Annotated in this window: 22 protein-coding genes; 12 read left to right on the forward strand and 10 right to left on the reverse strand. The window is 64.7% G+C overall.

Going from position 1 to position 21,771, the window contains the following annotated elements; translation table 11 throughout:
• Positions 1 to 94: 94 nt before the first annotated feature.
• The 10 genes from EUV02_RS15965 to EUV02_RS13440 all read left to right on the forward strand — a co-directional run bounded on the left by EUV02_RS15965 (position 95) and on the right by EUV02_RS13440 (position 9,946).
• A complete protein-coding gene (locus tag EUV02_RS15965) occupies positions 95 to 706 on the forward strand; it encodes a PEPxxWA-CTERM sorting domain-containing protein (protein ID WP_243445912.1) in 612 nt (203 codons plus the stop codon).
• A gap of 609 nt (positions 707 to 1,315) precedes the next feature.
• On the forward strand, positions 1,316 to 1,903 hold the full coding sequence (locus EUV02_RS13400) for a PEPxxWA-CTERM sorting domain-containing protein (protein ID WP_135246790.1): 588 nt from the start codon (positions 1,316 to 1,318) through the stop codon (positions 1,901 to 1,903).
• Positions 1,904 to 2,018: 115 nt separating this feature from the next.
• The gene (locus tag EUV02_RS13405) at positions 2,019 to 2,552 is read left to right on the forward strand and encodes a hypothetical protein (protein ID WP_135246791.1); all 534 of its coding nucleotides are present in this window, start codon (positions 2,019 to 2,021) and stop codon (positions 2,550 to 2,552) included.
• Positions 2,553 to 3,030: 478 nt separating this feature from the next.
• Positions 3,031 to 3,477: a DVUA0089 family protein gene (locus EUV02_RS13410; protein WP_135246792.1), complete on the forward strand. Its 447-nt coding sequence runs from the start codon at positions 3,031 to 3,033 to the stop codon at positions 3,475 to 3,477.
• 201 nt (positions 3,478 to 3,678) lie between these two features.
• Positions 3,679 to 4,218 carry an ATP-dependent protease subunit HslV gene (gene hslV / locus EUV02_RS13415; RefSeq protein ID WP_135246793.1) on the forward strand — a complete coding sequence of 180 codons (540 nt, stop codon included), beginning with the start codon at positions 3,679 to 3,681 and terminating at the stop codon, positions 4,216 to 4,218.
• A 31-nt stretch (positions 4,219 to 4,249) separates the two neighbouring features.
• Positions 4,250 to 5,569, forward strand: coding sequence for an ATP-dependent protease ATPase subunit HslU (gene hslU, locus EUV02_RS13420; RefSeq protein ID WP_135246794.1), 1,320 nt, complete (start codon positions 4,250 to 4,252; stop codon positions 5,567 to 5,569).
• Positions 5,570 to 5,664: 95 nt separating this feature from the next.
• Positions 5,665 to 7,086, forward strand: coding sequence for a DUF1254 domain-containing protein (locus EUV02_RS13425; protein ID WP_135246795.1), 1,422 nt, complete (start codon positions 5,665 to 5,667; stop codon positions 7,084 to 7,086).
• 112 nt (positions 7,087 to 7,198) lie between these two features.
• Positions 7,199 to 8,314 carry a DUF47 family protein gene (locus EUV02_RS13430; protein ID WP_135246796.1) on the forward strand — a complete coding sequence of 372 codons (1,116 nt, stop codon included), beginning with the start codon at positions 7,199 to 7,201 and terminating at the stop codon, positions 8,312 to 8,314.
• A gap of 16 nt (positions 8,315 to 8,330) precedes the next feature.
• A complete protein-coding gene (locus EUV02_RS13435; protein ID WP_135246797.1) occupies positions 8,331 to 9,332 on the forward strand; it encodes an inorganic phosphate transporter in 1,002 nt (333 codons plus the stop codon).
• Positions 9,329 to 9,946, forward strand: a complete 618-nt coding sequence (locus tag EUV02_RS13440) for a class I SAM-dependent methyltransferase (RefSeq protein WP_135246798.1) — start codon at positions 9,329 to 9,331, stop codon at positions 9,944 to 9,946. The genes EUV02_RS13435 and EUV02_RS13440 overlap by 4 nt, the downstream gene beginning before the upstream one ends.
• Positions 9,947 to 10,016: 70 nt before the next feature.
• On the opposite strand, the gene EUV02_RS13445 is transcribed toward EUV02_RS13440, so the two are convergent.
• Genes EUV02_RS13445 through cobA form a run of 5 tightly spaced genes read right to left on the reverse strand, consistent with a single transcriptional unit; the run spans position 10,017 to position 13,928 of the window.
• Complete coding sequence (locus EUV02_RS13445; RefSeq protein WP_135246799.1) at positions 10,017 to 10,754, reverse strand: phosphoadenylyl-sulfate reductase; 738 nt, start codon at positions 10,752 to 10,754, stop codon at positions 10,017 to 10,019.
• On the reverse strand, positions 10,747 to 11,235 hold the full coding sequence (locus EUV02_RS13450) for a DUF934 domain-containing protein (protein WP_135246800.1): 489 nt from the start codon (positions 11,233 to 11,235) through the stop codon (positions 10,747 to 10,749). Before EUV02_RS13450 ends, EUV02_RS13445 begins: the two co-directional genes overlap by 8 nt.
• Positions 11,228 to 12,865 (reverse strand): nitrite/sulfite reductase, encoded by a 1,638-nt coding sequence (locus EUV02_RS13455; protein WP_135246801.1) that lies wholly within the window; start codon positions 12,863 to 12,865, stop codon positions 11,228 to 11,230. Before EUV02_RS13455 ends, EUV02_RS13450 begins: the two co-directional genes overlap by 8 nt.
• The gene (locus tag EUV02_RS13460) at positions 12,865 to 13,161 is read right to left on the reverse strand and encodes a DUF2849 domain-containing protein (protein ID WP_341533711.1); all 297 of its coding nucleotides are present in this window, start codon (positions 13,159 to 13,161) and stop codon (positions 12,865 to 12,867) included. Before EUV02_RS13460 ends, EUV02_RS13455 begins: the two co-directional genes overlap by 1 nt.
• The gene (gene cobA, locus EUV02_RS13465) at positions 13,158 to 13,928 is read right to left on the reverse strand and encodes a uroporphyrinogen-III C-methyltransferase (protein ID WP_135246802.1); all 771 of its coding nucleotides are present in this window, start codon (positions 13,926 to 13,928) and stop codon (positions 13,158 to 13,160) included. Before cobA ends, EUV02_RS13460 begins: the two co-directional genes overlap by 4 nt.
• A gap of 219 nt (positions 13,929 to 14,147) precedes the next feature.
• Between cobA and EUV02_RS13470 the strand changes: the two genes are divergently transcribed.
• Complete coding sequence (locus EUV02_RS13470; protein WP_135246803.1) at positions 14,148 to 15,179, forward strand: MBL fold metallo-hydrolase; 1,032 nt, start codon at positions 14,148 to 14,150, stop codon at positions 15,177 to 15,179.
• Positions 15,180 to 15,234: 55 nt separating this feature from the next.
• Complete coding sequence (locus tag EUV02_RS13475; protein WP_135246804.1) at positions 15,235 to 17,055, forward strand: ABCB family ABC transporter ATP-binding protein/permease; 1,821 nt, start codon at positions 15,235 to 15,237, stop codon at positions 17,053 to 17,055.
• A 135-nt stretch (positions 17,056 to 17,190) separates the two neighbouring features.
• Here EUV02_RS13475 and EUV02_RS13480 read toward each other — a convergent pair whose 3' ends face one another.
• Genes EUV02_RS13480 through alr form a run of 5 tightly spaced genes read right to left on the reverse strand, consistent with a single transcriptional unit; the run spans position 17,191 to position 21,770 of the window.
• Positions 17,191 to 18,255: an AI-2E family transporter gene (locus EUV02_RS13480; RefSeq protein WP_135246805.1), complete on the reverse strand. Its 1,065-nt coding sequence runs from the start codon at positions 18,253 to 18,255 to the stop codon at positions 17,191 to 17,193.
• Positions 18,256 to 18,257: 2 nt separating this feature from the next.
• The gene (locus EUV02_RS13485; RefSeq protein ID WP_135246806.1) at positions 18,258 to 19,181 is read right to left on the reverse strand and encodes a cation diffusion facilitator family transporter; all 924 of its coding nucleotides are present in this window, start codon (positions 19,179 to 19,181) and stop codon (positions 18,258 to 18,260) included.
• Positions 19,178 to 19,948 (reverse strand): ABC transporter ATP-binding protein, encoded by a 771-nt coding sequence (locus EUV02_RS13490; RefSeq protein ID WP_135246807.1) that lies wholly within the window; start codon positions 19,946 to 19,948, stop codon positions 19,178 to 19,180. Before EUV02_RS13490 ends, EUV02_RS13485 begins: the two co-directional genes overlap by 4 nt.
• Positions 19,945 to 20,730, reverse strand: a complete 786-nt coding sequence (locus EUV02_RS13495; RefSeq protein WP_135246808.1) for an MlaE family ABC transporter permease — start codon at positions 20,728 to 20,730, stop codon at positions 19,945 to 19,947. Before EUV02_RS13495 ends, EUV02_RS13490 begins: the two co-directional genes overlap by 4 nt.
• A complete protein-coding gene (gene alr / locus EUV02_RS13500; protein WP_135246809.1) occupies positions 20,727 to 21,770 on the reverse strand; it encodes an alanine racemase in 1,044 nt (347 codons plus the stop codon). Before alr ends, EUV02_RS13495 begins: the two co-directional genes overlap by 4 nt.
• Between the last annotated feature and the right edge of the window lies 1 nt (position 21,771).

The following is a 21,771-nucleotide window of genomic DNA, read 5'->3' on the forward strand; positions in this document are numbered from 1 at the left end:
CGTGAACGATATCGGATCCCAGCGCCCCAAACCCGGGTCGCAACATCCGATGCCGGGCCGCCACGTGCCGCCCGCACCACAGGACCAAACCCGCATGAAACACCTAATTCTTGCTACCGCGCTCGCCGCGGCGACGCTTGCTGCGCCGGTCGCGGCACTGACCACACTCGGGTTCGATGATCTCGACGGCACACTCTATCCGGACGTCGGCAACTATGCCGGGCTGCGTTTCGATGTTTTCCTCGTGCACGACTATTCGACGGCCGCACCGTCAGGCTATCGCAATGGCATCGTCAGCCCCGGCAACACCATTTTCAACGGCGGCGGGGTGCCCGCCAGCATCAGCCGCAAGCAGGGCTTCCGCCTGTCGAGCGCCTGGCTGACATCCGCATGGAACGATGGCCAGACGCTCGACGTCACTGGCTCGCTCAAAGGCATGCAACTGTTCACGCAGAGCTTCGCGCTCAGCCCGGTGACGCCGCTGTTCGCGTTGTTCGACACATCGACGATCGACAAGGTGGTGTTCAGCGCCCACGGCGGCACCCGCCACGGCTTCGGCGGCGGCCCGAGCGACCATTTCGTCATTGACGATCTCAGCCTGAACTTCGCCGCGGTGCCTGAACCCGCGAGCTGGACGTTGATGATTGCCGGTTTCGGCATGGTCGGCGCCAGCGTGCGTCGCCGCAAGGCGGCTCTCGCTGCCTGAAGGCGGAAGGCGTTGTGCTGCCCGTGGCCGGTGCATATTTGCACCGGCCACACCGCGCCCGGCCGGCGTTCCGCGACGGTGTTGATATGTCAGAAAATATTACACATTCATGGCAGTCGCGGGCTCAAGTCGATAAAAATATATAATATTATCAGCATGATATGGAATATCCGCGCTTGCGGCACGGTATTTGCATAGTGATTGCCAGAACGGCGTACGCTCGATGCGCCGACATTTGAGAGGTTGTCATCCTGGCTTGCGCGCGCACTACGGTTGCTGCCGACGCGGTCGTCTGATCGACAGTTTCGTCACGCCATAATTCTGGCGACAAGGGCCGGTGCGCTGGGGGGCGCACCGGCCCTTTTTTTCGGTTTTGCGCCGGACCGGCGGCAGTCATTTCGCAATTGGCGCCGCATTCGCAAACCGCGGCTTGCCGTCGCATTCCGCCACGACAGCGCTTTGCAAAATGCAATTCGCAACGTGCTTTCAACCGCAAAATGGCCGCGCCCAAGCGGGAAATACCCCAATGCTCAAATTGGCACGCTCTATGCAGTGCATCGGCCAGACGGCAGCCAGCCTGCCAAACCGATACCCGAGGGAGCCTATCCGATGTTCAAGTTTCGCCCCGCCGCAACTCCGCTGATGATCGCGCTGGCGCTGGCTGCAAGCACCGGCCTGTCCGCGTCCGCCGCGCAGGCGCTGGAGGCCGTGCCGACCGCGCCCGCCAACCAAAGCCCGGTCAACTATGCGGCGCTCGGCGTCGGCGGTGCCAATGCCACGCCGATCCCCGATGAAAGCCCGGCACTTGCCAACCTGCCGGCGCGCCTCGGCGGCACCTGCAGCCGCCCCGGCCTGTACAATGATGAATTCGCACCCGCGCACATCAATGTGAACAACAGCGCCGCCTATTCAAACCAGCTCGCCCATGCCCGGCAGGTCAACTACAAGCGCAGCAGCCTGAACACCGCGATGGTCACCAAGCTGACCGCGAAGGATCCCTATCCGCCCAAGGTTACCTATGCCACGCTGACCAAGCTCTGGGGTGCGCAGGACATCAACGCCGCCGATGCCGAACTAATGTCGGCCGGCTTCATGCCCAGCGCCGTCCCCGAACCCGCCAGCTGGGCGTTGCTCGTCACTGGCTTTGCCATCGTCGGCATCGCCCGCCGCCGTCGCCGAATTGCAGTCGCGGCCTGATCCGTCACTGTTGACAACTGGGGCCGGCGCCTCCCCCCTGCGCCGGCCCCGACTTTTCTAGTTTTTCCGCGGCAAGGCGGCCCAAACCGCAAAGACGCGCCGTCAGGGACCTCCCATGTACCTCAAACTGATTGCTTCGTCCCCGAAGCTTGCCCTCCGCTTCGCCGCCACAGTGAGCTTGGCAGTTGTGGCCACCAATGCGGCGGCGGCCAGCGTCCCGAGCTACCCGATGCCGTTTAACCCCAATACCGTGCGATATGGTTTCCACGCGGCAAGGCATGGTGAAATCACATCCAATTTCGCTGGCGTGACTGCGTCAAACTTTGAAAACCTTGGCCTGATAGTCACCGGCTTCGCCACTTGTATTACCGGGCTGATCAACCAGAAGTCTTCCTACGGCGACGCGCTCATCCTCGGTAAGGCCGTAGCAAGCGACACGCTGGGGAAGGTCTTCGCCAACGGCAATGCCTATCACGCGCAAGACGATCTCGACCCCGACAGCGTCAACCATGCCTGGTCGACCAGCCTCGCGGGCTTCGATATCGGAATTCGCCTTGCGCTGGCTATTGCAATTCTTGTGGCCAAATATTTGCCTTCGACAATATCGCGGCGACCCTTTCTGCGGTCCCCGAGCCGGCGAACCGGCTGATGATGGGTACCGGTTTTGGAATTGTTGGCGACGCGATGCGCCGCCGCAATAAAGTGGCGGCCTGATAGCCCGTCACCTCTGATGAATGGGGCCGGCCATTTCCCTCTCGGCCGGCTCCATTTTTTCTGCCCGGTTCAACGCGCGCCACAGATAGCTGCCACGGAGTGAACGCCCCTGCGCAACCCCGCCCGATCGTCGAGTTGCCCGACGATCACGGCGCGTTGTATCCGCGGGGTTGTGCATTTTGCCTGAACCGCAGCGCGTTCGGCGCGCACCGCCGCCAGCGGCAACGCCCTGACTTGTCACCGCCGAAAGCCGCAGCACCAAGGGTTTTGAATCCTTATGTCTGTCGGCTTTTTTACACTCGACCGACCGTTTAGTTTCGCAACCAGTCATTTTAACATGCCTAATAAATTGGCATATCTCTTGCCTAAACTCATTTGCCGATATTTTTTGGCACAACAAACAGGGGTACAAGATGGGCAGATTGATGGCTTGTTTTGTGGCTGCCGCTGTCGCTGCGGGCAGCATGGGACTTTCCACCGCGGCAAGTGCTGTTACCGTTTTTGGGACACTGACGTCGCCAGATGACATTGCATCGTTCAGCTTTGTTGTGACCACGCCGGGCACCGTAACGTCCACGGCGTTTGCATCGCCGAATTTCGACGCGATCTTTTCGCTCTACAGCATGCCGTCGGGCACGTTGATTGACCTCAATGACGATGGCTATGTTCCCGGCCACAGCCTACTTGACTCGTATATCGGCACCTATCTCGGGGCCGGCGAGTACCAGCTCGATGTCACCTCATATCCAAACTTGCCGAAAGGTGACCTTGGTACCGGCTACAACGGCGGTACTTCTTATGCCGGTGGTGACTTCTCGGTTGAAGTGACCGGCGCCGCCGTCCCAGAACCCGCCAGCTGAGCGCTGATGATCGCCGGTTTCGGCTTGGTCGGCACGGTACTACGCCGCCGCAAGGTTGTCGCAACCGCCTGAGCCATTTAATGCGGTCACACGGCAAGCGCCGGAGCAGCAATGTCCCGGCGCTTTTTTGTCAAGGACTGGAACTGCGTTCGCGTCTTCCTACATCTGGTTGCGAACCACTCTTTCAGGACCCTTTTCCCTATGTCCGATTTCCCCGACTGGCACGGGACGACAATCGTCTCGGTCCGCAAGTCCGGCCATGTCACCATTGCCGGCGACGGCCAGGTGACGATGGGCCAGACCGTGATGAAGGCCAACGCCAAAAAGGTCCGTCGCCTCGGCGACGGCAGCGTCATCGCCGGTTTTGCCGGCGCAACCGCCGACGCTTTTACCCTGTTCGAGCGGCTTGAAGCCAAGCTCGAACGCTTCCCCGGTCAATTGACCCGAGCCGCCGTCGAACTCGCCAAGGACTGGCGCACCGACCGCTATCTGCGCCGCCTTGAAGCAATGATGATCGTTGCCGACAAGGATGTGACATTGATCCTGACCGGTACCGGCGACGTTCTGGAACCCACCGACGGCATCGCCGCAATCGGTTCGGGCGGCAATTACGCACTCGCCGCCGCGCGCGCACTCGCCGACAGCGACCATGATGCAGAAGCGATTTCGCGCCGCGCCATGGCGATTGCCGCCGACATTTGCGTCTACACCAACGGCAACCTCACCGTTGAGTCCATCTGAGTTTAAAAGGTCTTAGTGTATGAATGTGACCATGAAGATTGATACGCCCGATACCGACGCTGCCGACGCGCTGACCCCGACCGCGGTGGTTGCGGCGCTCGACCGCCACATCATCGGCCAGCGCGACGCCAAGCGCGCCGTCGCCGTTGCGCTGCGTAACCGCTGGCGCCGCCAACGCCTCGGCGATGATCTGCGCGACGAGGTGACGCCGAAGAACATCCTCATGATCGGACCGACGGGCTGCGGCAAGACCGAGATCAGCCGCCGCCTGGCGAAGCTGGCGCAGGCGCCCTTCCTCAAGATCGAGGCCACCAAGTTCACCGAAGTCGGCTATGTCGGCCGCGACGTCGATTCGATCATCCGCGACCTCGTCGAGGAATCGATCCGCCTCGTCCGCGAAACCCGCCGCGCCGGGGTCAAGGACGCCGCAGAAGCTGCTGCCGAAGACCGGCTGCTCGACGTGCTCGTCGGCAAGGACGCGTCGGAGGCCACCCGCGCCGCATTCCGCCAGCGCTTCCGCGAAGGCCATCTGGCCACCAAGGAAATCGAGATCGACGTCGCCGACACGCCGCAGATGCCGTTCGAAATCCCCGGTGCACCGCAGATGATCAACATCGGCGAAATGCTCGGCAAGGCGATGGGCAACGGCCGCACCAAGCGCCGCAAGATGGGCGTGCCCGCCGCGTTCGACGTGCTGCTGGCCGAAGAAAGCGACAAGCGCCTCGACAACGAGGAAATCACCCGCGAAGCGCTGCGCTCGGCGGAAGCCAACGGTATTGTTTTCATTGATGAAATTGACAAGATCGCGGTGTCCGACGTGCGCGGCGGCTCGGTGTCGCGCGAAGGCGTCCAGCGCGACCTGCTGCCGCTGATCGAAGGCACCACCGTTGCCACCAAGCACGGACCCGTAAAGACTGACCACATTCTGTTCATCGCCAGCGGTGCGTTCCACGTCGCCAAGCCGTCCGACCTGCTCCCCGAGCTGCAGGGCCGCTTGCCGATCCGCGTCGAACTCAAGGGCCTCACCGAAGCCGATTTCGTCGCCATCCTGTCGGACACCGAAGCCTCGCTGATCCGCCAGTATACCGCGTTGCTCGGCACCGAAGGCGTGACGCTCGACGTCGCCGCCGACGGCATCACCGCGATCGCCCGCACCGCGTTCGAAGTCAACGAACGCGACGAAAACATCGGTGCGCGGCGCCTGCAGACGGTGATGGAGAAACTACTCGAAACTGTCAGCTTCGATGCCAGCGAACGGCGTGGCGAGACGGTCACCATCGACGCGGCTTATGTCGAGGCGCAGCTGGGCGGCATCGCGCGCAACGCCGACCTGTCGAAGTTCATTTTGTAAGAGCCTCCGGCGGGCAGGGGTGACCCCTGCACCCGATTGATTGGGGTGCGGGGGCACGCTATCCTTGCGCCATCAAATGCGCCGGGGAGGTTGGCATGTCGGGTTCGGTTCTGTCGCGTCGCAGCATCACACTGGCGCTGGTTATTGGGCTTGGCGCGGGCATTGTCGCCTGCAAGAAGTCGGGCGATGCCGATACCGCAGGCGCCGTCGATACCGGCAAGATCGCCGAAGCCGGGCTGGTCTACGGCTTCCCGCTGGTGATGAATTACGGCGTGCTCTACGAATCGTTCATCAATACCGCATCGCCACAGTATCGCGGCCCGATCAACACCATCATTAACACCGCGCGCGTCTTCACGCCGAAAGACACCGCGGTCGTCACCCCCAACAGCGATACGCCCTACTCGTTCGCGCAGCTCGACCTACGCGCCGAGCCGATGGTCATCTGCGTACCGGCCATCCCCAAGGAACGCTACTACAGCGTCCAGCTCATCGACATGAATACGATGAACTATGGCTATATCGGCAGCCGCACCACCGGCAACGACGCCGGCTGCTTCATGGTCGCCGGTCCCGATTGGAAGGGCGAAACCCCCAAGGGCATCAAGGCGGTCTACAACAGCAACACCCAGTTCAGTATGGCGCTGTTCCGCACCCAGCTGTTCAATCCCGCCGACATCGATAACGTCAAGGCGATCCAGGCCGGCTACAAGCTGCAGTCGCTGTCGGGCTTCGCCGGCACGCCCGCGCCCGCCGCCGCCCCCGCGATCAACTGGCCCGCCATCGACAAGGACAAGGCCAAGACCGGCTTCTTCGACTATCTGGCGTTCCTGCTGCAGTTCATTCCGGCGCAGGCAAACGAGGCCGGCATCCGCGCCGACCTCGCCAAAATCGGCGTCGAAGCCGGCAAGCCGTTCGACATGTCGAAGCTGTCGATGGCGCAAAAGGCCGGGATGCTGGCGGGCATGAAGGCCGGCAACGACAAGGTCGCCAAGGCCGCCACTTCGATGGGCAAGACCCAGAACGGCTGGAACGTCGCAAAGATCGAAAACACCACAGCCGCCACCGGCGACGACTGGCTGCGCCGCGCTGCGGTCGCGCAGGCCGGCATCTACGCCAACGACTATCAGGAAGCGCTCTACCCGATGGCGCGCACCGATGGCGCCGGCGTCAAGCTCGACGGGTCGACGTCGAGCTACACGATCACCTTCCCTGGCAACGCCCTCCCACCGGTCAACGCCTTCTGGTCGGTGACGATGTACGACGGCAAGACGCAGCTGCTTATAGACAACCCGATCAACCGCTACCTGATCAACTCGCCGATGCTGCCCGACCTCAAGAAAAACCCCGACGGCGGCTTCACCATCTATGTGTCGAACAAGTCGCCTGGCGCCGACAAGGAAAGCAATTGGCTACCGGCGCCCAACGGCGAAATCTACATGGTCATGCGGCTGTACTGGCCCAAGCTCGACCAGCTCGAAGGCTGGCAGCCGCCTGCCGTGGTCAAGGCAAACTAGGGGTTCGGAGGTCGGCGTCGGTACTGACCGGCGCCGTCATCAAACTGTCATAAACGGGCTTTCATCCGGCGGGCGCGCGGTCTAGAATCGCGTCCAACCAAGGGGCCTTGTCATCAACCAGATTGCCGCACTGCCGTATCGTCGCGACCCTGACGGCGACATGCGCCTGCTGCTCATCACCTCGCGCGAAACCAAACGCTGGGTGCTGCCCAAGGGCAACCCCATCGACGGCCTCGACCCGCATCTCGCGGCAGCCGCCGAAGCCTATGAAGAAGCCGGGATTTCGGGTTTTGTCTGCCCCACGCCCGTCGGCAACTATGCCTATGACAAGCGCCGCCGCAACGGCAGCGTCATCCGTGCCACAGTCGATGTCTATCCGATGGCATTCATCACCCAGCTCGAAACCTGGCCAGAAGCCCACCAGCGCACGACGCAATGGTTCACGCTGGCCGACGCCGCCGCCGCGGTCGAGGAAGCGGAACTTAAGTCAATAATTGCCGGCTTTCGCCAGCCCGAACCCCAGCCCAGCCGTCCGGCACGCGCTGTCGAAACCGTCCGCCGGCATCTGCATGAAAGGATTCCGCCCTTGCAATGGTTCCAGGCGCTGATGCCCAAGTCGGGGCACTTCTTCGAACACTTCGAAAGCCATGCGCGGACGCTGGTCGCCGGCGCCGATGCGCTGGCCAAGCTGCTACAGGGTGGTGACAACATCGCTGCCAATGCGCAGATGATCTACGACCTTGAACAACAGGCCGACGACATCGCGCGCGCCGTGCTGCAGGACGTGCGCCGCACCTTTGTGACGCCGTTCGACCGCTCGGCGATCACCAGCCTGATCGGCTCGATGGACGATGCCATCGACCAGATGAACGCCACCGCCAAGTCGATCACGCTGTTCGAAGTCAAGAAGTTCGACCCGGCGATGGTCGATATGGCGGCGCTGATTGTCGAAGCAGCGCGGGTCACAGCCGAAGCCATTCCGCTGCTGCGCTCACTCGGCCCCAATAGCGCGCGATTGCACGACCTGACCGCGCGCCTCATCAAGATCGAAGGTGATGCCGACGATATCCATGATGCCGGCGTCAAGGCGCTATTCAAGGCGCACCGCAAGGCCGATGCGATGGACTTCGTCGTCGGTCGCGAAATCTACAGCCACCTCGAAAAGGTCGTCGACCGCTTCGAAGATGTCGCCAACGAGATTCAGGGTCTCGTGATCGACCACGCGTGAAGCCGCCGGGGACACCATGGGCAATCTGACCTTCCCGCTGCTCGTCACGCTGATTGCGGTGGCGCTGGCGTTCGACTTTTTGAACGGCCTCCACGACGCCGCCAACTCGATCGCCACCGTCGTCTCGACGCGCGTGCTGCGGCCGCATCACGCCGTCGCCTGGGCGGCGTTCTTCAACTTCATCGCCTTCCTGTTCTTCGGGCTGCACGTCGCTGAAACGGTGGGCAAGGGCATCGTCAACCCCGACATCGTCGATGCCGCCGTCATCTTCGGTGCACTGATGGGGGCGATCGCCTGGAACGTCATCACCTGGATCGCCGGCATCCCGTCATCGAGCAGCCATGCGCTGATCGGCGGGCTGGTCGGTGCGGGACTGGCGAAGGCCGGCAGTCCGGCGATCGTCTGGGCCGGCGTTACCAAGACCGCCAGCGCCATCGTGCTGTCGCCCGCGACCGGCTTCGTGCTAGCGCTGCTGCTGACGCTCATTGTCGCCTGGGCCTGCGTGCGGATGACGCCACTCGCCGCCGACCGGCGCTTCCGCAAGTTGCAGCTGTTGTCGGCCGCCGCCTACTCGCTGGGCCACGGCGGCAATGACGCGCAGAAGACCATGGGGATCATCGCGGTGCTGCTCTATTCGCAGGGCATGCTCGGCGGCGAGTTCCACGTGCCGTTCTGGGTGGTCATCAGCTGCCAGCTGGCGATGGCGCTCGGCACGCTGTTCGGCGGCTGGCGCATCGTCCACACCATGGGCTCCAAAATCACCCGGCTGACGCCGCCGCAGGGCTTTGCCGCCGAAACCGGCGGCGCCATCACGCTGTTCGCTGCAACCGCGCTTGGCGTGCCGGTGTCCACCACGCACACCATCACCGGCGCCATCATCGGCGTCGGCGCATCGCGGCGCACCTCTGCGGTGCGCTGGAATGTCGCGAGCAGCATCGTGGTCGCGTGGATCGTCACGCTGCCCGCCGCCGGGTTGATTGCCGCAGGCTTCTACAAGCTGGCGATGCTGTTCGCGTGACCGCCAGCGCCGACGACGCGACGCTGGCCTTTTATGCCCGCGAGGCGCCCGACTATGTGGCGAGCGGCTTCGATGGTGCCTCGCGTCATCTCCCGGGCTTCCTGCAACGCCTCAAACCCGGCGCGCGCCTCCTCGAACTCGGATGCGGTGGCGGACGCGATGCCGAGGCCATGCTGCAACAGGGCTTCGATGTCGTCCCCACCGACGGTGTCCCCGAAATGGCACAGAAAGCTGCCGAACGACTGGGCATCCCCGTCGCGGTCATGCGCTTCGACGAGTTGGTGGCCGACACCGAATATGATGCCGTCTGGGCGCATGCCAGCTTGCTGCATGTGCCGCGCGCCGGACTGGTGCCGGTGCTGGCGTCGATCCACCGCGCGCTGCGGCCCGGCGGGCTGCACTTTGCCTGCTACAAGGCGGGCGGCACCGAGGCGCGCGACCGCTTTGACCGTCTGAACAATCATCTTTCGCTTGAACAGGCGCGCGCCGCCTATCGCGCCGCCGCACCGTGGCGCATCATCGAAACCCAAAGCTATATGGGCGGCGGCTACGACGGCGTACAGGGCCCATGGATTTCGATCATAGTCGAAAGGGCCTCCGGCGGGCAGGCCTAAGGCCTGCACCCATTTGAAGAGCGCCAAATAACCGGGTCCAGGGGCACGCCCCCTGCCCGCCGGAGGCGCTTTAAAATACCGGATCTTCAGCCGGGACGTGGATGCCGCACTCGTTCTTGTCCCAGCCGCGCCAGCGGCCGGCGCGCGGGTCTTCGCCGGGCAACACTTTCGACGTGCACGGCACGCAGCCGATCGACGGATAGCCTTGCGCTTCAAGCGGGTGCGGCGGCAGCTCGGCGGCCACGAAATGCGCGCTGATGCGGTCCTTGTCCCAGTCGGCGAGCGGGTTGATCTTCAACCGACCCTCATCGAGTTCGAACTTGGGCAGGCCGCCGCGGCCGGTCTGGAAACCCTTGCGGCCCGAAATCCACGCATCGAAACCGGCAAGCGCGCGGCGCAGCGGTTCGACCTTGCGGATGTCGCAGCAGCCGTCGGGATCATAGCTCCAGCGCAGGCTGGTCGCGTCCTTTTCAGCCAGAATGCGCGGGTTGGGGCGGTATTCGCGCAGGTCGAGCAGCCCGAGCTTTTCGGCGAGTTCGTCGCGGTAGGCGAGCGTTTCGCCGAAGATCTTCTGGGTGTTGACGAAGATCACCGGCACCGCCTTGTCGATGCCCGCGACCAGATGCAGCAGCACCGCCGATTCAGTCCCGAACGACGACACCGCCGCGACGCGGCCGTGCAGTTCGCCCAGCAGCTCGGGCAACCAGACGTCGGTCGCCACGCCGTCAAAGCGCGCGTTGAGCGCGTCGACGTCGGCCTGCGTAAACGCCGGTGCGGTATCGATAATGTCGACCGCGCGGCTAGCCATGACGCAGCGCCCAGACCGGCGCTGCGGCATCGGCGGCCTTTTGGTAGACATGGGGGAAGCGGGCCAGTGCGGCGGCGACATCGTCGGGATTGAGCGGCTTGGCCGGGGCGAAGCTGTCGAAGCCGACGCGGCGCATGAAATTGATCTGGTCGACCAGCACATCGCCCGCGGCGCGCAGTTCACCGGTGTAGCCGGCTTCGCGCAGGATGCGCGCCGCCGAATAACCGCGACCGTCGCGGTATTTGGGGAAGCTGACCTCGATCAGCCGCAGCCGCGCCAGATGCGGCACCAGTGCACGCGCATCGTCGGCGGGGTCGACGCGCACTGCGGCCGCATTGCTGTCGCCGCCAAAGTCGGCAAATGCCACGACCGGGCCGTCGAACGCCACGTCATCGCGCCAGCGCAGCACGGCGGCAGTCGCCGGCGTCGCGCGCGGATGCGGGTTCTGCGCCAGCTTCACGCTATCCTGGACGTCAACCATATACGGCCTCCTTGAACGGCTCGGCACCGACGCGGCGATACGCGTCGAGAAACCGCTCTTGCGGGTTGAGCCTCAGGGCCCGGTAAGCTTCGATGACCTTTTCGACGGCATCGACGACACCCTCTTCGGAAAAACCCGGGCCGAGAATCTTGGCGAGGCTGGTATCTTCGGCACCCGAGCCGCCCAATGACAGCTGGTACGATTCTTCGCCCTTGCGGTCGACGCCCAGGATGCCGATGTGGCCAGCGTGATGGTGGCCGCAGGCGTTGATGCAGCCCGAAATCTTGATCTTGAGCTCGCCGATGTCGTGCTGGCGGTCGAGGTTGGCGAAGCGCACCGCAATCGACTGCGCCACCGGAATCGAGCGGGCATTGGCGAGCGCGCAATAGTCGAGGCCAGGGCACGCGATGATGTCGGTAACCAGATCGAGGTTCGGCGTCGCCAGATCAGCGGCGGCGAGCGCACTCCATAGTGCGTGCAACTGGTCCTTGCGGACGTCGGCCAGCACGAGGTTTTGGCTGTGCGTGACGCGGATTTCGTCGAAGCTGTATTTGGCAGCCAAGTCGGCAATCAATTCCATCTGCTCGGCCGAGGCATCGCCGGGGATGCCGCCAACAGGCTTCAGGCTGATCGTCGCGATCGCATAGCCCGGCACCTTGTGCGCGGCGACATTGTGATCGACCCAGACAGCGAAATCGGGGTCCGACCGGTCGATGCTGTCGGGGGCGGCCGCATCATATGCCGGCGGTGCGAACTGCGCCTTGATACGCTCGTATTCGGCCGTCGGTGCATCGAGCGCCAGCGGTTCGAGCAGCGCCCATTCGGCCTCGACCTGTCGGGTGAATTCCTCGGCGCCGATTTCGTGGACGAGGATCTTGATGCGCGCCTTGTAGATATTGTCGCGGCGGCCGTAGCGGTTGTAGACGCGCAGGATCGCCTCGCAGTAGCTCAGATACTGGCTGACGGGGATGAATTCGCGGATCACCGGTGCGATGAACGGCGTGCGGCCCATGCCGCCACCGACGAAGACGCGGAAGCCCAATTCACCTGCCGCATTGCGGTGCAGCTGCAGGCCAATGTCGTGCAGCTTGACGGCGGCGCGGTCATGGTCGCTCGCGGTGACGGCGATCTTGAACTTACGCGGCAGGAAGCTGAATTCGGGGTGGAAGCTCGACCACTGCCGCAGCAGTTCGGCATAGGGGCGCGGATCGGCAACTTCGTCAGCGGCGCTGCCGGCGAACTGGTCGGAGCTGATGTTGCGGATGCAGTTGCCGCTGGTCTGGATGGCGTGCATTTCGACTGCCGCCAACTCGGCGAGCAGGTCGGGCGCCTGTTCGAGCTTGATCCAGTTGTATTGGATATTCTGGCGCGTGGTGAAGTGGCCGTAACCACGGTCATACTTTCGCGCGATGCCGCCGAGGATGCGCATCTGCGTCCCCGACAGCGTACCATAGGGAATCGCAACACGCAGCATATAGGCGTGCAGCTGCAGATACAGCCCGTTCATCAACCGCAGCGGCTTGAACTGGTCCTCGGTGATTTCGTGCGCCAACCGGCGCTTCACCTGGTCGCGGAACTCGTCGACGCGGGCGTCGACCAGCGCCTGGTCATATTGATCGTAGCGATACATCAGGCAGCCTTTGTCTGATCGGGATGTGGTGCAGCAGCACGCGCGAGGTCAGCGCGCACCGTCGGGCCGAAGCCGCGAATGCGCTCGCGCATCGTGCGCGGACGCGGCGGACTGCCGGCCTCGGCTTCAATAATATTGGGGTCGTTGACGTTTTCCGCCGCGACCACTTCCGCCAGCAGCGCATCGCCCTCGGCGCCCAGCGCCACGGCATCGGCGAGGTTCAGGCTCCAGCCCTTGCCGCTCCACCAGATGACATCGCCGGTCAGCGTGTCATTGGCCGTCAACAATCGAATCACGCGTTCACTCCTTCAGAAACCTGGCGCAGCACGCTGTCGGCAATGCCGAGCCGTGCCACTGCACCCACCACCAGCAATGCCGGTGAAATCACCTTCTCGCGCGCCACCGTGCCGCCGAGGTCGGCGAGCAACGTCCGCAGAACGCGGCTGCCCGGCAAGGTGCCACGTTCGAGCACGGCGCACGGTGTATCGGGTGCCAGCCCGTCAGCCATCAACTTGTCTGAAATCGCCTCGGCGGCAGTGACGCCCATGTAGATGACGAGCGTGCGGCCAACACCCGCGAGGCCCGCCCAATTCTGTTCGGTCAGGCCCTTGCACTGGCCCGCGACGAAGGTGACGGATGAGGCATGGTCGCGGTGCGTCAGCGGCATCAGTGCCGCAGCCGCCGCACCCAATGCCGACGACACGCCGGGAATGACCTCGACCGCCACACCGGCAGCGTCACAGGCTTCGACTTCCTCGCCGCCCCGCCCGAAAATGAATGGGTCGCCGCCTTTCAGGCGCACCACGACATTGCCGGCCTGCGCCTCGGCCACCAGCAGCGTGCCGATGGCATCTTGCGGCAAGGTATGGCGCGCGCGCTTCTTCGACACATCGATGCGCCGCGCGCCGGGCGCAAGATCGAGCACAGCGGGATCGATCAGCCCGTCATGCACCACCACATCCGCCGCCGCCAACGCGCGCGCCGCGCGCAGCGTCAGCAGATCAGGCGCACCGGGGCCGGCACCGACAAGGATGACGCGACCATATGAGGACGAAGTTTCCATGCCGCCGAAATGGGCGCTTGGGCGGCGAAATCAAAGCAAGCGATTCTTGGGGCGGCACAAGCCTGGCGATTGTATAAGGGCGCGCCTCGCGGGCAGACCTGAGGCCTGCACGCAATTGAAAAGTGTTTGAAAAATGGGTGCAGGCCTCAGGACCGCCCGCCGGAGGCTCTTCTCTGGCCTTTTGCTTCACGCTATCCTGTCAAAAATGGGGAGGCGGCGATGATCTTCGAGCAAATCGTTACCGGCGGGTGCCAGTCGTATCTGATGGGCTGTCCCGAACGTTGCGCCGCCGTCGTTATCGATCCCGAGGCGAGCCAGATCGACCGTTATCTTGGGCTGGCGGCGAAGGACGGCCTGCGCATCCATTATGTCATCGACACGCACACGCATGCCGACCATTTCAGCGGCGCGCGGGCGCTGAAGGCCGAAACCGGCGCGCTAATCGTCATGAACAAGCTCAGTCCGTTTCCATTTGCCGACCTGCGGCTTGATGACGGCGAGATTTTGAAAGTCGGCGAGCTCAAGTTGCAGGCGCTGTTGACGCCGGGGCATACGCGCGATTCGATGTGCATCCTGGCGGGCGACCGGGTGTTTACCGGCGATACCTTGCTGATCGGTGGCACCGGCCGCAGCGACCTGCCGACCGGCAACCCCGACCAGCTCTACGACAGTCTGTTCAACCGCCTGCTCAAGCTGCCGCCCGAAACTTTGGTCTACCCGGCGCACGATTATAAGGGCCGCAGCCACAGCGACATCGGCACCGAAATCGCCGGCAACCCGCGCCTGCAAAAGACCGACCGCGCCGAATTCATTGCGATGATGGAGCATCTCGACCTTGCCGCGCCGACGCATCTGACCGAGGCGCTGCGCACCAATTTGTCGGGCGCCAAGACCGTCGCCGGGCTGCTCGCCGAGGCAGCGGCGCGCGTGCCGTTCGTGGCGATGGACGATCTGGCGGCGGCGATCGACGCGGGGAATACCGGCTACACGCTGCTCGATGTGCGTGAGAAGGATGCCTTCGACGCCGGCCACATCACCGGGGCGTTGCACCTGCCGCGCGGCCAACTCGAACTGCGCGTCAACGACATGCTGCCCGACCCGACGGCGCGCATCCTGACGATCTGCGAATTCGGCCGCATCTCGACACTGGCCGCCGCCACGCTGCGCGACCTCGGCTTCACCCGCGCCGCCGCGCTCGACGGCGGCGTCAAGGCGTGGCGCGAAGCCGGACTGCCGCTGGTCGGCGGGTAGTGCCGCCCGGCGAAGCCGGTTGTCATCGCCGCGCAAAACGCCCATTTGAACACCAATGCGCGACATCAACACTCCTGCCACTGCGGTGCCGACGCCGGCGTTCGGCGTCATCCGGCGTTTCCTGCCGTATCTGTGGCCGGCAAATGACCTGAGCCTGCGACTGCGCGTCGTCGCGGCGCTGCTGCTGGTGATTGCGGCAAAGTCGATCGTGCTGATCATGCCATTCGCCTACAAGGGCGCGATCGACAAGATGTCGACGGGTGACAAGAGCCTCGCGCTGCTCGCCGTCGGGTTGGTCGTTGCGTACGCAGGCGCGCGCTTTGCCGGGGTGCTGTTCGACAATCTGCGTAATGCGATATTCGAGCGCGTCGGCCAGACCGCGGCGCGCCAGCTCGGCCAGGACGTGTTCGCGCACATCCACCGGCTCAGCTTGCGCTTCCACCTCGAACGCCGCACCGGCGCGCTGACGCGGATTGTCGAACGCGGCACCAAGAGCATCGACGTGATGCTCTATTTCATCCTGTTCAACATCTTCCCGACGATCTTCGAACTGACCGCAGTCTGCGTGATCTTCTGGATCAAGCTGGGGCCGACGATGGTCGCGGCAACGCTGGTCATGGTCGTCGCCTATATCGTCTTCACGCGGCAGGTCACCGAATGGCGCACCAAGCTGCGGCGCGAGATGGTCGATACCGACAACAACGCCGTGGCGCGCGCCGTCGATTCGTTGCTCAACTACGAAACCGTCAAATATTTCAACGCCGAAGCGCATGAAAACCGCAGCTACGAACGCGCCATGACCAAATGGGCGAACGCAGCGATCCGCAACGAGGTGTCGCTGTCGTGGCTCAACATCGGCCAGTCGCTGATTACCAACCTGATGATGGCCGGCGCGATGGGCTATACCGTCTGGGGCTGGGGCCAGGGCAAGTTTTCGGTCGGCGATGTCGTACTGGTCAACACGCTGCTGGCACAGCTGTTCCGGCCGCTCGACATGCTCGGCATGGTGTTCCGCGAGATCAAGCAGGGCCTCATCGACATGGAGGCGATGTTCGGGCTGATCGACACCAACGCCGAAATCAGCGACGCGCCGGGCGCCCCCGACCTCATCGTCAGCGGCGCGCATGTGCGGTTTTCGCATGTCGATTTCAGCTACGAGCCGCGCCGCCAGATCCTCCACGACGTGTCGTTCGACGTGGCGCCGGGCAAGAAGCTCGCCATCGTCGGCCATTCGGGCGCCGGCAAATCGACGATCAGCCGCATCCTGTACCGCTTCTACGACATTTCCGGCGGCGCGGTGACCATTGACGGGCAGGACATCCGCGCCGTGACGCAGGACTCCTTGCGCCGTGCCATCGGCATCGTCCCGCAGGACACCGTGCTGTTCAACGACACCATCGGCTACAACATTGCCTATGGCCGCCCCGATGCGAGCCAGGCCGAAATCGAGGCTGCAGCCCAGGGCGCGCAGATCGACAGCTTCATCAAGGCGATGCCCGACGGCTACAACACGATGGTCGGCGAACGCGGGCTCAAGCTGTCGGGCGGCGAGAAGCAGCGCGTCGCCATCGCGCGCACCATCCTCAAGGACCCGCCGATCCTGATCCTCGACGAAGCGACCAGCGCGCTCGATTCGGCGACCGAGGCGGAAATCCAGACCGCGCTTGCCGGCGTCGCGCAGAGCCGCACGACGCTGGTGATCGCGCACCGGCTGTCGACCATCACCGATGCCGACGAGATCATCGTCATGGGCGCCGGCCGCATCCTCGAACGTGGCACGCACGCCGATTTGCTGGCGCAGGACGGCGTTTATGCCGAAATGTGGGCGCTGCAGCAGGCCGAGGCCGAGGCCGAAACGCGGGCTGCGGCGGAGTAGAAAAGAGCCTCCGGCGGGCAGTGCCTTGGCCCTGCACCCGACTTTCAAGCCAGCGCTACAATCGCGATGCCCGGCACCTTTGATGCACCATCGCAATTTATGGGTGCAGGGCCAAGGCCCTGCCCGCCGGAGGCTCTAAACCTTTCCGCTGCGCTCGCGCGCGAAAATTTCCCACACCGTCAGGAACAGCGCGGCAATGACCGGTCCGACGACGACGCCGTTGGCGCCGAACACCGCCAAGCCACCGAGCGTCGAAATCAGCACCAGATAGTCGGGCAGCCGCGTGTCGCGGCCGACGAGCACAGGGCGCACGACATTGTCGACTAGCCCGATGATGAAGATGCCGGACAACATCAGCACGACGCCCTGCCAGATCAGCCCGGTGGCAAGCAGGTATATCGCGACGGGCAGCCAGACGAGTCCGGTGCCGACGACCGGCAGGAATGCCAGGATCGCCATGACGACGCCCCACAGCAGCGGCGCGCGGATGTCGAGTGCCCAGAAGATAAGCCCGCCGATTAGGCCCTGCAGCACGGCGACGACAAGACTGCCCTTGATCGTCGCGCGGATGACCAGCGCGAAAGTGTTGATGACCGCGTCGCGCTGTTCGACGCGCAGCGGTACCGCGTTGCCGACGCGCTTGATCAGCTCGGGGCCGTCGCGCAGCAGGAAAAACGTCAGATAGAGCATGACGCCGAGCGCCAGCAGGAAGCTGAAAGCGCTCTGGCCGATATTGAGCGCCTGTGCGGCGATGACCTCGACGCTGTTGGCGAGCGCGGCGCCGGCCTTGGCGAGCGCGGCATCGAGGTTGGTCAGCCCGACGGGTTCGAGATAATGGCTGGCCCACGGCGGCACCTGCGCGACGGCCTGCGCGAAATAGGCGTCGAAGTCGACCTGGCCGGCCTGGACGCTCATGTAGAAGTCCGACGCTTCGTTGACCAGAAATACACCGAGCAACAGCATCGGCAGGATCACCGCGAGGATGATGATGAGCAGCGTCAGCAGCGCGTTGCGGTTGCGGTGGCCGGGCATTGCGCGCATCAGCCGGTTGCGCATCGGGAAGAACACGATCGTCGCGATGATCGCCCACAGAATGGCCCCGAAGAATGGCGCACTGACCACGGCGAGGCCAACAGTCACCACGGCCACAAGCGCCAGAAACACCCGGTCTTCGAACTTGTTATAGACCGGCGGCTCCATCGCTACACCGCGTCCGCCGGCGCCTGCGCGCAGTCGCTGCCATCGGTTTCGATCTGCAGCGTCATATGGCCGATACCGAATTGATGTTCGAGCGCCTCGGCGGTGTCGCACAGGAAGGCATCGCCGGGGTGGCCGGCGGGAATCTGCAAATGTGCGGTCAGCGCGGTTTCGGTGGTGCTCATCGACCAGACGTGCAGGTCGTGGACGCGCACGACACCGGGGCGCGCCAGCAGCTGCGCCTCGACGGCGCGCAGGTCGAGCCCCGGCGGGACGGCGTGCAGCGCCATTGACGTCGAATCGCGCAGAAGGCCCCAGGTGCCGGCGACGATGACGGCCGAGATGACCAGGCTGACGACCGGGTCTAGCCATGCCCAGCCGGTGAACATCATCACCACCGCCGCGACGACGACTCCGAGCGACACCGCGGCATCGGCGGCCATGTGCAGATAGGCGCCACGGATATTGAGGTCGCCCTTGCTGCCCGAGGCGAACATCCACGCGGTCAGCGCGTTGACGAGAATACCGGCGGCGGCGACGGCAATGACCACGTCGGCGGCGACCGGCGACGGGTCCATCAGCCGGCGCACCGACTCGACGATGATGGCGCCAACCGCGACGAGCAGCAGCACCGCGTTGAATAGCGCCGCCAGAATCGAGCTGCTGCGCAGGCCATAGGTAAAGCGCGGCGACGGGCGGCGGCGCGCCAGTGCGGTGGCACCCCAGGCCATGACCAGCCCGAGCACGTCGGACAGGTTGTGGCCGGCGTCGGCGACAAGCGCCAGCGAGCCGATTTTGAGGCCGTAGCCCGCCTCGACCGCGACATAGCCGAGGTTGAGCGCGATGCCGACGGCGAAAGCGCGGTCGAAGCGTGCCGGCGCGTGGCTGTGGCCATGACTATGGCCGTGGTCGTGGTGATGGCCGTTCACGGCCGACGCATCGCCATCTTGATCGGGCCGTCGGCGCGGCCGTGGACGAACTGGTCGACGTAAGCGTTGCCGCTGTTGTCGATGTCGGCGACCGGGCCCGACCAGACGATCTTGCCGGCATAGAGCATGGCGACGCGGTGCGCGACCTTGCGGACGCTGCCCATGTCATGGGTTATGGTCAGCGCGGTGATTTTGAGGTCGCGCACCAGTTCGACGATGAGGTTGTTGATGACATCGGCCATGATCGGGTCGAGGCCGGTCGTCGGTTCGTCGAAGAAGATGATTTCGGGGCGTGCGGCAATCGCGCGGGCCAGCGCGACGCGCTTCTGCATGCCACCCGACAGCTCGCTGGGGCGCAGGTCGGCGACGCCGGCGTCGAGCCCGACGCGCGCCAGATTATCGATGGCGGCGGCGCGCATTTCGGCGGCATGGCCGCCGCCGCCCTGGCTGAGGGCGAAGCTGACGTTACGCCACACTGGCAGCGAGTCGAACAACGCGCCGCCCTGGAACAGCATGCCGAAGCGCGCGCGGCTGGTGGCGAGCGCACTGCCGTGCAGGCCGACGACATCCTGCCCGTCGATGCGGATGCTGCCGGCGTCGGGGGCGATCAGCCCGAGAATGCATTTGATCAGCACCGACTTGCCGGTGCCCGAGCCACCGATGATGACCATCGATTCACCGGGTGCGACATCGAGATCGACGCCGTCGAGCACGACCTTGCTGCCGAAGCGCTTGGCGACACCCGCAAGGCTGATTTTCGCGGTCATGACCCGAACACGATGACGGTGATGATCAGGTTCGACAACAGGATCAGGATGAATGCCGACACCACCGCGTTGGTGGTGGCGCGCCCGACACCCGCCGCACCGCCGCTCGAATGGAAGCCATGGTAGCAGCCCATCAGCGCGATGATGAAGCCGAACACCGCCGCCTTGACCATCGACGAGACGACATCGTCGGCTTCGAGGTATTTCGCCGTGGTGGTCAGGTAATTGGCGCTGTTGAAGCCGAGCCGCTGCGTCGCGATCAGCCAGCCGCCCATGACGCCGAGCGCGTTCGAGACCAGCACGAGGAACGGAAGGACGATCACCGCCGCGAGCACGCGCGGCACGATCAGATAGCGGAACGGGTCGGTGCGCAGCGTCGCGAGTGCGTCGATCTGTTCGGTGACGCGCATCGTGCCGAGCTCCGCCGCCATCGCCGACGATACGCGGCCGGCAACCATCAGGCCGCCGAGCACTGGCCCGAGCTCGCGGACGATGCCGATGACGGTGACGGCGGGGACGGTCGACGCGGCGTTGAAGCGGCTGCCGCCGATGTAGATCTGCTGTGCCAGCGCCGAGCCGGTGAACAGCGCCGTCAACCCGACAACCGGCAGCGAGAACCAGCCGATCAGCAGCATCTGTTCGAGCAGCCGCGCCGGATAATAGGGCGGCAGCAGCGCCCGCCACAGCGCCTGGCCGGCAAACAGCGTCAGCCGGCCGGTGGCACGCAGCCCGGCAATGACAAACGCGCCGACGGCGATGGGGAAGGCGAGGAGGGCGTTCATGTCCAGCACCGGCTGTAGCGCTGCCCCAACCCTGTCAGCAACTCATATTGCGCGATGTCGCTGGCGGCAGCAGCGGCAGCCAGATCGAAGTCGACGTCGACGCGGTCGCCCTCGGCGACACTTGTGCCGGTCGCATCGACCATCAGCAGGTCCATCGAAATACGGCCGACCACCGGGCAGGGCCTGCCGCCAATGCGCGCCACGCCGCTGGCACCGAGCGCGCGGCGGTAGCCATCGGCATAGCCAAGGCCCAGTACAGCAATGCGCATCGCGCGCGGTGCGACAAACGTCGCGCCGTAGCCGATGCTGGCACCGGCTTCGACGTCGCGCACTTGCACGACGCCGGCCTCGATCCGCACGACCTGTTGCAGCGCGAGGGTGCTGCCCGTCACCGGCTGGCCGCCGTAGAGGCCGAGACCCGGGCGCGTCAGCCCGAAATGATAGTCGGCACCAAGCGCGATCCCCGCCGAATTGGCGAGTGCGGCACGGCATGGGCGCAACTGGGTGACCAGCGCGGTGAAATCGGCGCACTGGCGGGCGTTGAGCGGGTGCGCGGGTTCGTCGGCGCAGGCCAGATGGCTGTGCAGCGTATCGACCGCGATACCGTCGAGCAGCCCCGATGCGGCCTGCGCCGGCGTCAGCCCGAGCCGGTTCATGCCGGTATCGACCATGATATCGCATGTGCCGCCGCCAGCGGCAGCCCAAGCGGCCACTTGCGCCGGCGTGCACAGCACCGGTCGCGCAGCCGATGCGCGTGCGGTGGCCATCTCGCCATGCTGGATGCCGTGCAGTACGGCGACCGACACCCCGGCGGGCAGCGGGCCGAGCGCCGCCACTTCCGACCACTGCGCGACGAAGAAGTCGCGACACCCGGCGGCGGCAAGTGTTGCCAGCGTTTCCGCCGCGCCAATGCCGTAGCCATCGGCCTTGATCGCCGCGCCGCACGCCGCGGCTCCGCTCATCGCCGCGAGCAGCCGCCAGTTCGCCACGAGCGCGTCGCGGTCGATCAGCAGGCGGGGGCTGGCAGGTGATGGCAACATC

The sequence above is a fragment of the Glacieibacterium arshaanense genome (genome assembly GCF_004681125.1).
Taxonomy (GTDB): Bacteria; Pseudomonadota; Alphaproteobacteria; order Sphingomonadales; family Sphingomonadaceae; genus Polymorphobacter_A; species Polymorphobacter_A arshaanense.

Bases quoted from the DNA above. Each gene is read 5' to 3' on its own strand.
- EUV02_RS13435 (WP_135246797.1), top strand. From the start codon at position 8,331: ATGGGCAATCTGACCTTCCCGCTGCTCGTCACGCTGATTGCGGTGGCG.
- EUV02_RS13450 (WP_135246800.1), bottom strand. From the start codon at position 11,235: ATGGTTGACGTCCAGGATAGCGTGAAGCTGGCGCAGAACCCGCATCCG.
- EUV02_RS13455 (WP_135246801.1), bottom strand. From the start codon at position 12,865: ATGTATCGCTACGATCAATATGACCAGGCGCTGGTCGACGCCCGCGTC.
- EUV02_RS13470 (WP_135246803.1), top strand. From the start codon at position 14,148: ATGATCTTCGAGCAAATCGTTACCGGCGGGTGCCAGTCGTATCTGATG.
- EUV02_RS13425 (WP_135246795.1), top strand. From the start codon at position 5,665: ATGTCGGGTTCGGTTCTGTCGCGTCGCAGCATCACACTGGCGCTGGTT.
- EUV02_RS13490 (WP_135246807.1), bottom strand. From the start codon at position 19,948: ATGACCGCGAAAATCAGCCTTGCGGGTGTCGCCAAGCGCTTCGGCAGC.
- EUV02_RS13445 (WP_135246799.1), bottom strand. From the start codon at position 10,754: ATGGCTAGCCGCGCGGTCGACATTATCGATACCGCACCGGCGTTTACG.
- EUV02_RS13480 (WP_135246805.1), bottom strand. From the start codon at position 18,255: ATGGAGCCGCCGGTCTATAACAAGTTCGAAGACCGGGTGTTTCTGGCG.
- EUV02_RS13495 (WP_135246808.1), bottom strand. From the start codon at position 20,730: ATGAACGCCCTCCTCGCCTTCCCCATCGCCGTCGGCGCGTTTGTCATT.
- EUV02_RS13410 (WP_135246792.1), top strand. From the start codon at position 3,031: ATGGGCAGATTGATGGCTTGTTTTGTGGCTGCCGCTGTCGCTGCGGGC.
- hslU (WP_135246794.1), top strand. From the start codon at position 4,250: ATGAAGATTGATACGCCCGATACCGACGCTGCCGACGCGCTGACCCCG.
- EUV02_RS15965 (WP_243445912.1), top strand. From the start codon at position 95: ATGAAACACCTAATTCTTGCTACCGCGCTCGCCGCGGCGACGCTTGCT.
- alr (WP_135246809.1), bottom strand. From the start codon at position 21,770: ATGTTGCCATCACCTGCCAGCCCCCGCCTGCTGATCGACCGCGACGCG.
- hslV (WP_135246793.1), top strand. From the start codon at position 3,679: ATGTCCGATTTCCCCGACTGGCACGGGACGACAATCGTCTCGGTCCGC.
- EUV02_RS13400 (WP_135246790.1), top strand. From the start codon at position 1,316: ATGTTCAAGTTTCGCCCCGCCGCAACTCCGCTGATGATCGCGCTGGCG.
- cobA (WP_135246802.1), bottom strand. From the start codon at position 13,928: ATGGAAACTTCGTCCTCATATGGTCGCGTCATCCTTGTCGGTGCCGGC.
- EUV02_RS13475 (WP_135246804.1), top strand. From the start codon at position 15,235: ATGCGCGACATCAACACTCCTGCCACTGCGGTGCCGACGCCGGCGTTC.
- EUV02_RS13405 (WP_135246791.1), top strand. From the start codon at position 2,019: ATGTACCTCAAACTGATTGCTTCGTCCCCGAAGCTTGCCCTCCGCTTC.